Origin of the sequence: Spirosoma foliorum (genome assembly GCF_014117325.1) — a bacterium.
Taxonomy (GTDB): domain Bacteria; phylum Bacteroidota; class Bacteroidia; order Cytophagales; family Spirosomataceae; genus Spirosoma; species Spirosoma foliorum.
This window is the reverse complement of record NZ_CP059732.1, coordinates 3,766,046-3,780,492: the sequence shown is the minus strand read 5'-3', so window position 1 is coordinate 3,780,492 and position 14,447 is coordinate 3,766,046. Positions and strand designations below refer to the sequence as shown.

11 protein-coding genes are annotated in these 14,447 nt (G+C 46.5%); 8 read left to right on the top strand and 3 right to left on the bottom strand.

Annotation, left to right across the window (positions count from 1 at the left end; all coding sequences use genetic code 11):
* The first annotated feature begins 47 nt into the window (after positions 1-47).
* The 3 genes from H3H32_RS15985 (at position 48) to H3H32_RS15975 (ending at position 5,659) form a co-directional block, all read left to right on the top strand.
* Entirely contained in the window at positions 48-2,012 is a 1,965-nt protein-coding gene (locus H3H32_RS15985; RefSeq protein ID WP_182463640.1) for an SPFH domain-containing protein, read from the top strand.
* Positions 2,013-2,169: 157 nt separating this feature from the next.
* Positions 2,170-3,912 (top strand): ABC transporter ATP-binding protein, encoded by a 1,743-nt coding sequence (locus H3H32_RS15980; RefSeq protein ID WP_182463639.1) that lies wholly within the window; start codon positions 2,170-2,172, stop codon positions 3,910-3,912.
* Positions 3,896-5,659 carry an ABC transporter ATP-binding protein gene (locus H3H32_RS15975; protein ID WP_182463638.1) on the top strand — a complete coding sequence of 588 codons (1,764 nt, stop codon included), beginning with the start codon at positions 3,896-3,898 and terminating at the stop codon, positions 5,657-5,659. Before H3H32_RS15980 ends, H3H32_RS15975 begins: the two co-directional genes overlap by 17 nt.
* Before the next feature lie 8 nt (positions 5,660-5,667).
* On the opposite strand, the gene H3H32_RS15970 is transcribed toward H3H32_RS15975, so the two are convergent.
* Positions 5,668-6,594 carry a sterol desaturase family protein gene (locus H3H32_RS15970; RefSeq protein WP_182463637.1) on the bottom strand — a complete coding sequence of 309 codons (927 nt, stop codon included), beginning with the start codon at positions 6,592-6,594 and terminating at the stop codon, positions 5,668-5,670.
* 217 nt (positions 6,595-6,811) lie between these two features.
* On the opposite strand from H3H32_RS15970, the gene H3H32_RS15965 reads away from it, so the two are divergent.
* Entirely contained in the window at positions 6,812-7,393 is a 582-nt protein-coding gene (locus H3H32_RS15965; RefSeq protein ID WP_182463636.1) for a hypothetical protein, read from the top strand.
* Positions 7,394-7,437: 44 nt separating this feature from the next.
* On the opposite strand, the gene lepA is transcribed toward H3H32_RS15965, so the two are convergent.
* The gene (lepA, locus tag H3H32_RS15960) at positions 7,438-9,225 is read right to left on the bottom strand and encodes a translation elongation factor 4 (protein ID WP_182463635.1); all 1,788 of its coding nucleotides are present in this window, start codon (positions 9,223-9,225) and stop codon (positions 7,438-7,440) included.
* 489 nt (positions 9,226-9,714) lie between these two features.
* Between lepA and H3H32_RS15955 the strand changes: the two genes are divergently transcribed.
* The 4 genes from H3H32_RS15955 to H3H32_RS15940 all read left to right on the top strand — a co-directional run bounded on the left by H3H32_RS15955 (position 9,715) and on the right by H3H32_RS15940 (position 12,834).
* Positions 9,715-10,188 (top strand): Lrp/AsnC ligand binding domain-containing protein, encoded by a 474-nt coding sequence (locus H3H32_RS15955; protein WP_157589137.1) that lies wholly within the window; start codon positions 9,715-9,717, stop codon positions 10,186-10,188.
* A gap of 123 nt (positions 10,189-10,311) precedes the next feature.
* Complete coding sequence (hslV, locus tag H3H32_RS15950) at positions 10,312-10,851, top strand: ATP-dependent protease subunit HslV (protein WP_182463634.1); 540 nt, start codon at positions 10,312-10,314, stop codon at positions 10,849-10,851.
* 86 nt (positions 10,852-10,937) lie between these two features.
* Positions 10,938-12,416, top strand: coding sequence for a sensor histidine kinase (locus H3H32_RS15945; protein ID WP_240543792.1), 1,479 nt, complete (start codon positions 10,938-10,940; stop codon positions 12,414-12,416).
* On the top strand, positions 12,370-12,834 hold the full coding sequence (locus H3H32_RS15940) for a response regulator (protein WP_182463633.1): 465 nt from the start codon (positions 12,370-12,372) through the stop codon (positions 12,832-12,834). Before H3H32_RS15945 ends, H3H32_RS15940 begins: the two co-directional genes overlap by 47 nt.
* Before the next feature lie 28 nt (positions 12,835-12,862).
* Here the strand turns inward: H3H32_RS15940 and dacB are convergent, their stop codons facing one another.
* Entirely contained in the window at positions 12,863-14,407 is a 1,545-nt protein-coding gene (dacB, locus tag H3H32_RS15935; RefSeq protein ID WP_182463632.1) for a D-alanyl-D-alanine carboxypeptidase/D-alanyl-D-alanine endopeptidase, read from the bottom strand.
* Positions 14,408-14,447: the final 40 nt, after the last annotated feature.

Below are 14,447 nucleotides of genomic sequence, written 5' to 3'. Positions count from 1 at the left end.
CTTTCACTTACTTTTCAGTTTCTTAACCGTTTAACACCAGTTCATTCATGGAATTTTTATCCCTTGTATCGACGTGGGGCTGGGTAGCCCTGCTCTTAATGGCCGTAGTGCTTTATAAATTAGTCCTACGCTTTCTGTTCGGGATGGTCATTGTTCCCGAAGACCGGATAGGTCTCGTAACCAAAAAATATGTGCTTGTTGGTACAGATCGGGGTTTACCCGATGGCCGGATCATTGCTACCAAAGGTGAGGCCGGTTATCAGGCACAAACGCTGGCACCTGGCTTGTATTGGTGGATGTGGCCCTGGCAGTACGGTATCACGATGCAGCCCTTTACGGTTGTACCAGAAGGTAAAATTGGCTTAGTGCTATCTAACGATGGAGCCGAATTGCCAACCGGTAATATCCTGGCTAGGCGTGTCGATTCCGATAATTTTCAGGATACTGAGCGCTTTCTGAGCAGTGGAGGCCAAAAGGGTCGGCAGACAGCTGTACTCACACCCGGTACCTATCGGATAAACCCCTATGCGTTCACGGTTACGATTGCCGATATGACCGTCATCAAGGAAAACATGGTTGGTATTATTACAACGCTGGATGGAGCGCCCTTACTGCCGGGGCAGATTGCTGGCCGGAACGTTGAAGGGCATAACAACTTCCAGAACGTCGATTTCTTCCTGCAAAATGGCGGTAATCGTGGACTTCAGCCGCAGGTGGTGCTGGCGGGCTCGTATTACATCAATCCCTGGGCCATTCAGATTGAAGAGATACCGATGACTGAAGTGCCGATTGGCCATGTTGGGGTTGTGATTTCGTACATAGGTGAAGATGGCGAAGACCTGACAGGTGAGTCATTTAAGCATGGGAATATTGTTCGACGTGGGTTCCGGGGTGTCTGGATGGAGCCGCTGGGACCAGGTAAATACCCTGTCAATACCTTTACGATGAAAGTTGAAGGCGTACCAACTACCAACCTTGTGCTAAACTGGGCAAACGCACGAACAGAAGCGCACGCCCTTGACCGAAACCTGTCGACCATTACAGTCCGCTCGAAAGATGGTTTCCCGTTCAACCTCGACGTAGCGCAGATTATTCACATTCCATCGGCCGAAGCCCCTAAAGTGATTGCCCGTTTTGGGAGCATGACTAACCTGGTTTCGCAGGTGCTGGAGCCAACCATTGGTAACTATTTCCGGAACTCAGCGCAGGACTCCGATGTAATTGCATTCTTAAGTACCCGTAAAGAAAGGCAGGAAGCCGCCCGTGAACACATTCGGGCTGTATTGGAAGTGTACAACGTAAATGCGGTCGATACGCTCATTGGCGACATCGTTCCTCCTGATAGTCTAATGAAAACCCTGACTGATCGGAAGATTGCGCAGGAAGAAGAAAAAACCTACGAAACCCAGCGGATGGCACAGGAAAAACGCCAGGGCATGGAACGCGAAACGGCATTAGCCGATATTCAGCGGGAAGTCGTGAAAGCGCAGCAAAGCGTTGAGATTGCCCAGCGTACAGCTGATGCAGCCGTGAAAAAATCGGAAGGGGAGGCTCGAAGCCTGAAATTACAGGTCGGTGCCGAATCGGAAGCCACGAAAATCAGAGCTGAGGCCAATGCCGAAGCCCGTCGTCGTCAGGCAGCTGCTGATGCTGAAGCTACAAAACTAACCGCCGATGCCGAAGCTGAACGGATTGCTAAAACTGGTAATGCCGAAGCCGAGAAAATTCTGGCAATAGGTCGTTCGACTGCCGAAGCCTACGAGTTGCAGGTTCGGGCTATGGGCGACGAAAACTTTACACGCTTCAAGATCACCGAAGAGATTGGCAAGGGGCATATCCGCGTCATCCCCGACATTGTTATCAACGGAGCAGGTAATGGTACCGAAGGATCAATGAATGGGCTTATGGGTCTGAAACTCCTTGAGCAAATTGAAGAACGGAAAACGGGGAAGGCCACCAAAATTGTTGATGTGACAACCCCGTTGGTAGATAAGACTGAGGACAAAAAGTAATAGTGTAACGCGGACATCCTGTCCGCATAGTTGAAACCCAATCTCATCTGGTTGATAGAGGTCTTTCATCTATGCGGACAGGATGTCCGCGTTACATATTTCAGTACCTTTGGGCTAACCTTCACCCAAGTCCAAAGCTCATCTTTGGGAAAAAGCTATGCCACAAAAAGAAGCTCCTAAAAAGCCTTCATCTTCTTTGTTGAGCCTGCTGAAACCGTATTCCAGAATGATTCTGTTGCTGATCCTTTTTGCGTTGATCAGCAATGGAGTGAACCTCATCTTACCGATGCTTATCTCACACGGTATTGATGATTATTCGGCAGGGAAATTTGAGCTGCGCACACTTGTTATCGAATTTCTGTCGGCAACGCTCTTCATTTTTGTGTTTACGTATCTGCAAAGTATCGTTCAAACCTATGCCTCTGAGCGTGTCGCACGAGATTTACGAACACAGTTAGCCGACAAAATATCACGCCAGAGCTTTATTTATATTCAGCAGACAAACCCATCGAAATTATTGACAAACCTGACGTCGGATATCGATTCGGTTAAGATGTTTGTCTCGCAGGCTATTGTTTCCATTGTTTCTTCGCTTTGCATTATCATTGGCGCGAGTATCCTGCTCATCAATATAAATTGGAAACTGGCGCTGGCTGTATTGACCATTGTGCCGATTATTGGCATTACGTTCTACCTGTTGCTGAAAAAAGTACGGGTATTATTTATGCGGAGTCGGGAGGTAATTGACTGGCTCAATAAGGTTATCAACGAAAGTATTCTGGGTTCGGCCTTGATTCGGGTTATTAACTCGCAACAGCTCGAATACGACAAATTCTTAGCCGCCAATACCGATGCAAAGGATTTAGGTATCGCTATTTTACGTCTGTTTGCGGCTCTGATTCCGGTAATCAGCTTCACCGCCAATATGGCCGGTTTGGCGATTCTGGTGCTGGGTGGACATTTTGTTATTACAGGCAGCATGTCGCTGGGCGATTTCGCGGCCTTCAACAGCTATCTCGCTCTGCTTGTTTTTCCGATCATTGTGATTGGATTTATGAGCAACGTGATTGCGCAGTCATCGGCTTCGTATGAACGTGTCAATGCGGTCTTGCAAGCACCCGAAACGGCGCAGACAGGCGCAGTAGAAGCAACCCTTAAAGGCGATATTGAGCTGAAAAATGTATCCATGTACTATGGCGACAAGCCGGCCTTAAAAGACGTTTCGTTTTCGGTAAAAGCGGGTACGCGAACCGCCATTGTAGGCCCAACGGCAGCCGGAAAAAGCCAGCTCTTGTTTTTGCTGACCGGATTGTTGAAACCCACTTCTGGAACCATCGAATACGACGGACTACCCATCGATTCCTATGACGAAGAGAATTTTCACCAGCAGGTTGGGTTTGTGTTTCAGGACAGCATCATGTTCAACCTGAGCCTTCGCGAAAACATAGCCTTTAGTGAAACGGTGACTGATGAATCGTTGAAAAAAGCCATTGATACGGCAGAACTACGAGAATTTGTTGAGTCATTGCCTGACAAACTCCAAAGCCTTGTTTCGGAACGGGGAGCTAGTTTGTCGGGGGGGCAGAAGCAACGAATTATGCTGGCTCGCGCATTGGCCTTAAATCCGAAAGTTTTGTTACTGGACGATTTCACCGCGCGGGTTGACTCCAATACCGAACAGAAGATTTTGGCGGGCGTTCAACAAAACTACCCGGAGCTAACCTTACTATCGGTAACGCAAAAGATTGCGCCGGTTGAAGAGTACGAGCAGATCATTCTGCTTATGGAAGGTGAAATTATTGCCAAGGGAACTCACCCTGAGTTGATGGCCACTAGCCCCGAATACGTTCAGATTTATCAGTCGCAACGCAGCACCAGCCAGTATGAACTACGATCTTAACCAGGCGACCGGGCAGAAAGAGGAAAAAAACGCTACCTACAAAGCCCTCCGAAAATTATTGGCTCTTATTCACGATGAACGCCCAACGCTGATCCTGGCGTTTGTGGCGATTCTGGTCAATTCGGGACTGACGCTTGTTGGGCCAATGCTGATTGGTCATACCATCGATAAGTACATTCAGACCAAACAATACGATGGTGTTTTGCGAAATGCTGGTATTCTGATTTGTCTTTATGTTGTTGCGTTCGGGACCAACTATCTACAAACTCGCATGATGGGTGAAGTAGGACAGCGCACACTATTCCGACTACGAAATGCCGTGTTCAATAAATTGCAGGAGTTGCCGGTTGCGTTCTTTAATCAAAATAAGGCGGGTGATCTGATTTCCCGGATCAACAACGACACGGACAAACTCAATCAGTTTTTCTCGCAGTCACTGATGCAGTTTGTGGGGAGTATTTTTATTATGTTCGGCGCGGGCATATTTCTATTGTCCATCGATCTTCCGCTCGGGGCGGCTGCTTTGTCGCCAGCTCTTTTGATGTGGGTGTTCACAGCATTGACTTCCGCCTGGGTGAAACGGAAGAATGCCAGTAACCTAAAAAGTGTCGGGAACTTGAGTGCCGAAATCCAGGAAAGCCTGAACAATTTCAAGGTCATTATTGCCTTTAATCGCCGGGATTATTTTCGGAGACGGTTTGATGAGGCTAATCAACAGAGCTATAGAACAGCCATTGGAGCTGGTTTGGCTAATAATATTATGGCACCCGTTATTGGCATGGTTGCCAATTTTGGGCAACTGATTGTGCTGACATTCGGTATTTACCTGATCGCAACGAATCGATTTACCATTGGGTTGCTAATTAGCTTTCTGTCGTATGTCAATAACTTTTACAATCCGCTTCGGCAACTGGCTGCCTTGTGGACAAACTTTCAGGTAGCTCTGGCGGGTTGGGATCGTATTTCGCACATGCTTGCCTTGCAAACCAACCTGACAACGGTTGAGCAGCCACTAACGATGCCGACTACTGCACTGCTATCGTTCCAGCATGTGTCCTTTAGTTATCCGAATGGGCAAGAGGTGTTGCACAACATCAATTTCGATCTGGAGCGTGGTAAAACCTATGCATTGGTTGGGCCAACGGGGGGCGGTAAAACAACGACGGCTTCGTTGATAGCCCGTTTATACGATCCAACCAGTGGAACCGTGTTACTGGATGGCAAAGATATTCGTGCTTATAGTCCCCAAGAGCGTACTCGTAAAATTGGGTTTATTTTGCAGGAACCTTTTTTGTTTACGGGTACCGTTCGGGATAATATTTTATATGGTAACGAGCAGTTTCAGAGCCACACAAACGAGCAATTGGCCGAGGTAATCCATGAGGCCAATCTGGAGGGTTTACTAGAGCGTTTTGATGATGGTCTGGATACCAAAGTTCAGACGAGTGCCGATGGCATTAGTTTAGGCCAAAAACAGCTTATTGCCTTTATGCGGGCTGTTTTACGCAATCCAGAGCTGCTTATTCTAGACGAAGCTACGGCTAACATCGATACTGTTACCGAGCAACTACTGGAAGAAATCTTGCAAAATCTACCTGAATCTACCACCCGAATTATCATTGCGCACCGCCTGAATACCATTGAAAGCGCCGATGAAATATTTTTTATCAACTCAGGGCAGGTTACCAGGGCCGGTTCACTCAATGATGCAGTCGATATGCTGCTGCATGATAAGCGGACGAGTTAATTGCCGAATCAGGCAGGAACTTCGGCTGTTTCGCCAGCCTCCTGTCGCTTTTTCTCTTCCGCGATTTTGATCGGGCTTCCGAAAATATAAAACAGTTTTTTGCGGATTCCCTTTGCCTTCCTGACATCCTCAACCATATCGGTGAGTTCGTGGAAATTGATAAAAATTGGATTTGCTTTATTCGGGATATTCGTCGTGATACCGTAAATAACAGGCTCGCCTTCAGGTTCGAAGGTGCCAAAAATACGATCCCAGAAAATAAATGTCGCGCCAAAATTTTTATCGATGTACTGCTCTTGTGAACCGTGATGGACTCGGTGATTGGAGGGCGTGGCAAAGATATACTCGACCCAGGCAGGCATTTTCCGGATATACTCCGTATGAACCCAAAACTGGAATAATACGGCAATCTGGTTGGTTACAAAGAAAATGATCGGGTGAAAACCCATAAAGGCTACAGGTAGAAAGAATATGATTTTGAGGTGTTGTATCCAGCTTAGGCGGTACGAGACGGTGAGGTTGTAAAATTCACCCGAGTGATGAACAACGTGGGTAGCCCACCAGAAGCGCTGTTCGTGCGAAACGCGATGAGCCCAGTAGCTGAAAAAGTCATAGATGATATAACATGGCAATAGAGTCCACCACTGCAATTCCATGCGCCAGGGAATCAGATTATAAATCCAGATACACAGGTAAAGTAATCCCAATTTAAGCGCTGCCGTAACGACCAAATTGCCCAAACCGACCAGAATTGACCCTATTGTTTCTTTTTTCTCATAAAACTCCCGCTCTTGATAATATGTAACGACCATTTCGATAGCCGTAAAAAACAACATCACCGGAACAGCCCACAGAATTATATTGGGGATGCTTTTTTCGATAGTGTGTACGTCGTTAAGGGGAATTTTGCTAGCACCGAACAGAGAAAAAGGCATAAGAATAGTCAATTCGCAATGCGTGTTAGATACTTATCAACTACTTTTTTTTTAGTTCAGTTTATATAGCTAGTTAATTGTTGGGATTTGTACAGAATTAAACTTTTAAAGTCCAATTTTACTGTTCGTAGGGCAATTTTTGGTATGCAGGCCCATTAATAGAGAGCAATCGTAAATGGGGGTAATGCATTACTTTTGCGGAACCAACTTCATACCCATGAAAATTCGTTATCTGGCAACAGTCTTTTACCTGTCAATACTTACGCTCAGTGCCTGCAACACGCGAAAGCAGGCAGATACACAAGGCACGGATTCAACTGCAATCGCAGCGACTTCCGGATTGACTACGGAGGTGGAAATCACAGAACGTTTGGCCGACTTGGGGTTAACGGCAGACACGGATTGGCGTGGCATTAATCTCGGTGATGAGTTTTCTAAAGTAAAAGGACTCGAAAAAGGGGAATCATTCGAAAGCGACGCTGATCATATCGGCTACACGATTGAGTTGAAAAATCTTGAGTCGGCAGATATGCTCTATTACCAGACCGATAAAAAAGTGTCTGCTATTGATGTGGACTTGTTTTTAAATAGCCAGCAGTCTGTAACAGACTTTCAGAAAGATCTCGGCGCTTACTTTACGGCTCGATTTGGAACCCCTAAGCCCAGTGATGACGGTACTGTCTGGGCTGGGCATCAGGAATATACAGTTAGTTTGAAAGATGTCTCGAAAGGCAAGGATTTTGGCTTGAAAATCAAAATGGGGCCAATAAGTGGGACTGCAACAGCTTCGGTGAAATAAGATCGAATAAAAAAGGCCAGCCCGTTTCCGAGCTGGCCTTCTAATTAATTTATCTTCAATACCGCCATAAAAGCTTCCTGCGGGATTTCGACATTACCGACTTGTCGCATGCGTTTCTTCCCTTTTTTCTGTTTGTCGAGCAGTTTACGCTTACGGGAAATATCGCCACCATAACACTTCGCCAATACGTCTTTGCGCAGGGCGCTTAGTGTTTCGCGGGCAATGATTTTCTGGCCGATAGCTGCCTGAATCGCAATTTCAAACTGTTGGCGGGGAATTAACTCACGTAACTTTTCGCACAGTTTTTTTCCCCATTCGTACGACTTCGAGCGGTGAACAATGGCGGAAAGGGCATCGACCTTATCGCCGTTGAGCATCACGTCGAGCTTCACCATGTCCGATTCACGGTTGTCCATAAACTCGTAATCGAGAGAGGCATATCCGCGCGAGATCGTCTTGAGTTTATCAAAAAAGTCGAACACGACTTCGGCCAATGGCATCTCGAACTGAAGTTCAACACGATCGGCGGTCAGGTATACCTGATTTTTAAGGATACTCCGTTTATCCATGCAGAGGCCCATAATGCCACCCACATACTCAGCCTTTGTGATGATCTGTGCCCGGATAAAGGGTTCCTCAATGTAGTCGATCAGGTTTGGCTCGGGCATTTCGGCAGGAGCTGATACCTGAAGTTCTTCGCCTTTGGTCGTCATCACCTCAAAACGTACCGATGGTACTGTGGTGATCACGGTCATGTCGAATTCACGCTCCAGGCGTTCCTGCACAATTTCCATATGAAGCATGCCCAGGAAGCCGCAGCGGAAACCAAAGCCTAAAGCTGCCGATGTTTCCGGCTCCCATACAAGGGCCGCATCATTGAGCTGGAGCTTTTCCATCGCATCGCGAAGGTCTTCGAATTCGCTGGTTTCTACCGGATAAATACCCGCAAACACCATTGGTTTTACTTCGGAGAAGCCTTGAATAGCCGCACTGGCAGGATTGTCGATCGTTGTAACGGTATCGCCAACTTTTACTTCTTTGGCCACTTTAATGCCCGAAATCAGATAGCCTACGTCGCCACATTCGATTACATCTTTCGGAACCTGTACCAGGCCGAGCGTTCCGACTTCATCCGCAAAATATTCTTTGCCGGTGTTCATGAACTTCACCTTGTCGCCTTTGCGAATACGGCCGTTCTTGACCCGGAATATAACCTCAATACCCCGATAGGAATTGAAGTGAGAATCGAAAATTAAGGCTTGCAATGGGCCCGCGGGTTCGCCTTTCGGGGCTGGAATCCGTTCAACAATAGCGGCCAGAATTTCAGGAACACCGATACCTTCTTTACCCGATGCCGGAATAATGTCATCCCGCTCACAACCGAGCAGGTCTACCATCTCGTCCTTAATCTCTTCGGGCATAGCGCCTGGGAGGTCGATCTTGTTCAGAACGGGAATAATAACCAGGTCGTTGTTCAGGGCCAGATACAGGTTGGAGATCGTCTGGGCTTCGGTTCCCTGCGACGCATCGACCAAAAGCAAAGCGCCTTCACAGGCTGCAATGGATCGAGAAACCTCATAGGAAAAGTCAACGTGCCCTGGGGTATCAATCAGGTTTAGGGTATATAATTCACCCTTGTACATGTACTCCATCTGGATGGCGTGGCTCTTGATCGTAATACCACGTTCACGCTCCAGGTCCATGTCGTCGAGCAATTGGGCCTGCATATCGCGGGCACCTACGGTCTTGGTAAATTCTAATAATCGGTCGGCCAGGGTGCTTTTACCGTGGTCGATGTGCGCAATAATGCAAAAATTACGGATATGTTTCACGTTGGAATAACGGAGGATTCTAGCAAATAAAAGGCAAAAATACGCAAAAAAGTCGGGCTTAAGTTCAGAAACAAAACGGCCCGAAAAAAACAAACGCCGGACTCATCGGGGAGCCGGCGTGTTCAATTACACTTCATCAACAAACTAAAAACCAAATGCTGTAGGAGGGGGACTCGAACCGCCCACGGTGCAGTTAGCTACAGTACAACTCTGGTGGTCAACCCCAGTCGCCACGAGGGCGGCATTATGCTGCGTTTATCCTTTATCACCACCCCCGAGACAGGAGGGCACGTCTGCCAATTTCGACATCCTACAGTGTGAGAAAAAAAGCCAAGAAGACCGGCGTGTGACCCCGCTCGATCAACTTGACAATACAAAGATAGCTTATGTGATCGGCCTATTGCAAATTTTACATAAAAATTTCTTAAAATTTACAATGTGTTCAAAAAAACGATACTTTTGGTATGACTCGTCGAAAATAAAACTAAAATGACCGAAAAAAATTTAGAAATTGATAATACTGATCTTAAAATATTGAGTTTACTAATGCAGGATGCCAATATGGCTTATACTGAAATCGGCAAACGAATCTTCGTATCGGGAGGAACCGTTCATGTTCGCATGAATAAACTGAAGCAAATGGGCATCGTACGAGGATCGCAGTTGGTGATCGATCATGCCAAGCTAGGTTGGGATATTAGTGCGTTTCTGGGGATTTACCTGGACAAAAGCTCACTTTATGAGGAAGTTTCCAAACAATTGGAAAAAATTCCTGAGGTTGTCAATGTTCACTATACAACGGGTATTTACAGCATCTTCGCCAAAATCGTTTGTCGGGATACCCAGCACTTGCGTGAAGTGCTCCACGATAAAATTCAGAAAGTGGCTGGTATTCAGAGAACGGAAACCTTTATTTCCCTCGAAGAAAGCGTCAACCGACCAATCCCGTTTGCAGAAAGCTAGTTTGACGTTTGTAGTTCGACGGTTGATGTTAGTTGATTTATAGGCTGGGATGCATTATCCAACGTCAAACATCGAACTACAAACGTCAAACTAAACGTTATACCCACCAATAACTCAAAATTCATGCTACCCAAAATTCATGCAACAACAGTGGTTGGGATTCGACACAATGGGCAGGTAGCCCTCGGTGCCGATGGTCAGGCCACAATGGGCAATACCGTTGCCAAAAGTAATGTTCGGAAAGTACGTGTGCTGATGGGCGGCAAAGTGCTGGCCGGTTTTGCAGGTTCTACTGCCGATGCGTTTACGCTGATCGAACGTTTTGAAGAAAAGCTGAATGCCTATGGGGGTAACCTTAAACGGGCCGCCATCGAACTGGCCAAGGATTGGCGTACAGATCGCTATCTACGAAAACTGGAAGCCATGCTGATTGTGGCCTCTAAAGAAGACCTTCTAATGATATCGGGTACCGGCGATGTAATTGAGCCTGACAGTGATGTTGCGGCCATTGGTTCTGGTGGCATGTATGCCCAGTCGGCGGCAATTGCTCTGAAAAAACACGCTACAGCACTATCGGCCGAGGAAATGGTTCGGGAGAGTCTGCATATTGCGGCAGATGTGTGTATCTATACCAACCATAATTTAGTAGTTGAATCGTTATAGAATAAGTTAACGAGATTGCCATCCTCCGAAACTCTTATGGTTGGCAGTTCTTTTTTACATTTGTTGGAACTACCCGACTATACGTTATGAAAATTGTTCCCCGGTTTGCACCTAAAGTAATGAACCGTCGCATTGCGCTCGGATTCATTATGGCCATGGTGCTCATTGCATCGGGGTTTATCATATCGTTTTATAGCTATAACCAGTATAGTGAGGACACAAAGCGGGTTCGGCATACGTACGAAGTGACAGGGACGCTTGAACGCATTTTGTCGTTAATGAAAGATGCTGAGACGGGTTCCAGGGGGTATGTGATTAGTCAGGATTCGACCTACATGTCTCCCTATAAAATGGCCTTACGGTTGTTACCGGAACAGATAAGGCAATTGCGAATCCTTTGCAATGACAATCGGGTTCAAATTCAGCGACGAGTTAGGTTAGAACAACTGATTGAGGATAAATTAGCCATAACAAAAGTTCGAATAGGCGTTAAGGTTACGGATAAGCAAAACTGGGCTGTAAACGTAGAAAGTAAGCGGACGATGGATGCCCTTAGGTCTCAGGTGACGCTGATGGTCGATACCGAACGGATACTGATGGATATGCGGAATCGGCAGGCAGAACGATCTTTTCGAAATACGCTTGTCATTATTTTCTCACTATCGTTACTGACGTTCATGGTTCTTGCCATTTCCTACCGTTTGCTGGAGCAGGAGCTGATTCATCGCCAAACAACTGAAGACCAGCTTCGTGAGTATGAGGGGCAATTGAAAGGGCAGATTCGCCAACTGGAAACATCGAATGAAGAACTGGAACGATTTGCGTTTGTAGCCAGTCATGATTTGCAGGAGCCTTTACGGAAAATACAATCGTTTTCGAATCTGATCACCGACCGCTACGGCAATCTGTTCGATGAAGATAGTATGCTGTTTATGAGCAAGATTTCGCACTCGGCGGAGCGAATGTCCAAGCTTATTAAAGATTTACTGAATTTCTCACGAATTTCTAATCATCAGGAAGACTTCAAACCAGTACCTTTGAGCGATATTGTCCAGCGTATTCTGGATGATCAGGAATTACGGATTAAAGGACTGGATGTTCGGATTGAAATAGGCGAGTTGCCCGTTATTCAGGCGGTGGCCAGTCAAATGGACCACCTGTTTAATAACCTTATTTCCAATGCGCTTAAATTTACCAGGCCCGGTGTACAACCTGTGCTACGGATTAAGTCAAGGCCAGTTAATGGAGAAGACTACGTTGGTTTAACTGCCGATCGATCTTATGTAGAAATTATCATTGAGGATAATGGAATTGGATTTGAGGAGAAATATTTAGACCACATCTTTAAAGTTTTTCAACGATTACATGGCAAAACTGCTTTTGAAGGAACGGGTATCGGTCTGGCCATTTGCAAACGTGTTGTTATGTACCACCATGGATTTATTACGGCCCGGAGCCAGCCCCAGGAAGGAGCTACTTTCGTAGTCGTGTTGCCCGAAAGCCAATTGCTACAACATTATGACAGACCAACCTCAATCGAAATTTATTCATATCCTACTCGTTGATGACGACGAAGATGATCGTTATCTCACGCGGGAGGCCTTTCATCAACATTATCCGGCCAGTCGTATTTCGTTTGCGGAAGACGGAGAAGACTTAATGGATTTCCTGACCTATAAAGGCCGGTATGCTGGTGCTAATCATACGTTGCCAGAACTAATTCTGCTGGATCTGAATATGCCCCGAAAAGATGGTCGGGAAGCCTTGCGGGAAATTAAGGCCGATGAGCAATTTCGGCATATTCCAATTGTGGTATTAACTACCTCTGATGCGAAAGACGATGTGGAAACATCCTATTTTAATGGAGCCAATAGTTTCATTACCAAGCCTCCAACCTTTCAGCGACTCAGTGAAGTAACCAAAGCTATTGGTCAGTACTGGTTCAATGTGGTAACCATCTGTGAACACGAAGAAGGTAAATAAAATAGCGCGGGCGGAAGCTCGCGCTATTTTATTTACCACTCAACCCAACTAATCCTACAAAAATTTTCTCTAGTTCATTGGTTACCGTACGGCTTTGACCGGGCGTGAATTTGTTAACCAATACGCAGAAGCTCATTTGTTCGCCATCTGCGGCTGTGAAATAACCCGCATAGGCTCGGACGCCTTCGATAGAGCCACTTTTCGCCCGAATATTGCCTGCTGCAATTGTTCCTCGTGCCAGACTACGCACAGTGCCGGTTTGTCCTACTACCGGAATCGTCTCATAAAATTGCGGAAACGATTTTTCACGACCCATAGCGCTTAGAATCCCGGTCATATTATCGGCTGTAAGAGCGCCAACGGTCGATAGGCCACTACCATCCCGAATCCGGAATCCATCCAGATTGACTCCTTTACTTTTCCAGAATGTATTTACTGCTTCCAGGCTACTGCCGGTCGATTTTACGTTTTTGTTCAGTGCCAATGCCGCTGTTCGCAAAAATGCTTCTGCATATAGATTGATACTCTGAAAATTCGTTTGTTGGACCAGATCGGTCAACGGGGGGGATTTATGCTGATTGAGAACAGTACGTTTACCAGTAGTTGAGAAGCTGGCAGGTAAGCCCCCGCCAATTGAAACGGGTGGGCTACTGATGGTAATGTTATCCTGCACCAATTGGTTTTGTAACGCATAGGCTGCAAAGTAAGCCGGATCGGGCAAAGACCCTTTCACACTGAATTCGTTGGCGGGCTCACCCATGGGCACTTTCCCGGTTAACCACTGCTGGTTCATGAAGGGTACGCCGTAAATATTTACCTGATCGCCAGTATGGGCAGCATCAGTCGTAACCGTATTGCGGAAGCTAAGGTAGGGGAGAAGTGGATCGGTACGTAGGACAGTTGTTGGTGTGCCAACTACTTTGCCGGGTCTGAAAAAGACACGAAATAAATTTTCATTGATATTTAAGGCACTCAAACTCGCTCCATAGTAGTTGCCTAAATCGCCAAAAGGCCAGGTGTCCGGTGTGGTCAAGTCATCATATAAGCTGGCATCGCCCACAACCATTCCCTGAATTTTGCGAATACCCGCTGACTTGACCGCGTCGGTCCAACTTTTTAACAGCGATGGCAGGTCATTGTAATTGATAAAGCGCCAACTCCCTAACGATGGGTCGCCTGTGCCCCGAATATATAGGTTCCCCGTTAAGATGCTGTCTTTGATGGTACCATCGTATTCGAGGGTAGTGGTGTAGGTATAAGTAGGGCCTAATACAGCTAAGGCTGTGGCTGTTGTGATGAGTTTTAGCGTTGAGGCCGAGGGTAAACTCATTCGGGCATTATAGCCAATTAATTCTTCACTATCGCGCACGCGCCGGACAGAGAGCGCAACTGTCCCGAAGCGTATAGCTGGGCTAGCCTGAAAGGATTCGACCAAACTCATTACATGTTGTGTAGCGAGTGAATCAGGCTGACGGGGAGCCTGCGCCAGCGTAGGTGCAGTTGAAAAATATATAAGTACACAAGTGGGTAAAATGAATGACAAATTGGCCGTAAAACGGGGAATACTGCGCATTTGGGAACAGTTAGGCGATTCGATGTGTATTTTGTACTTT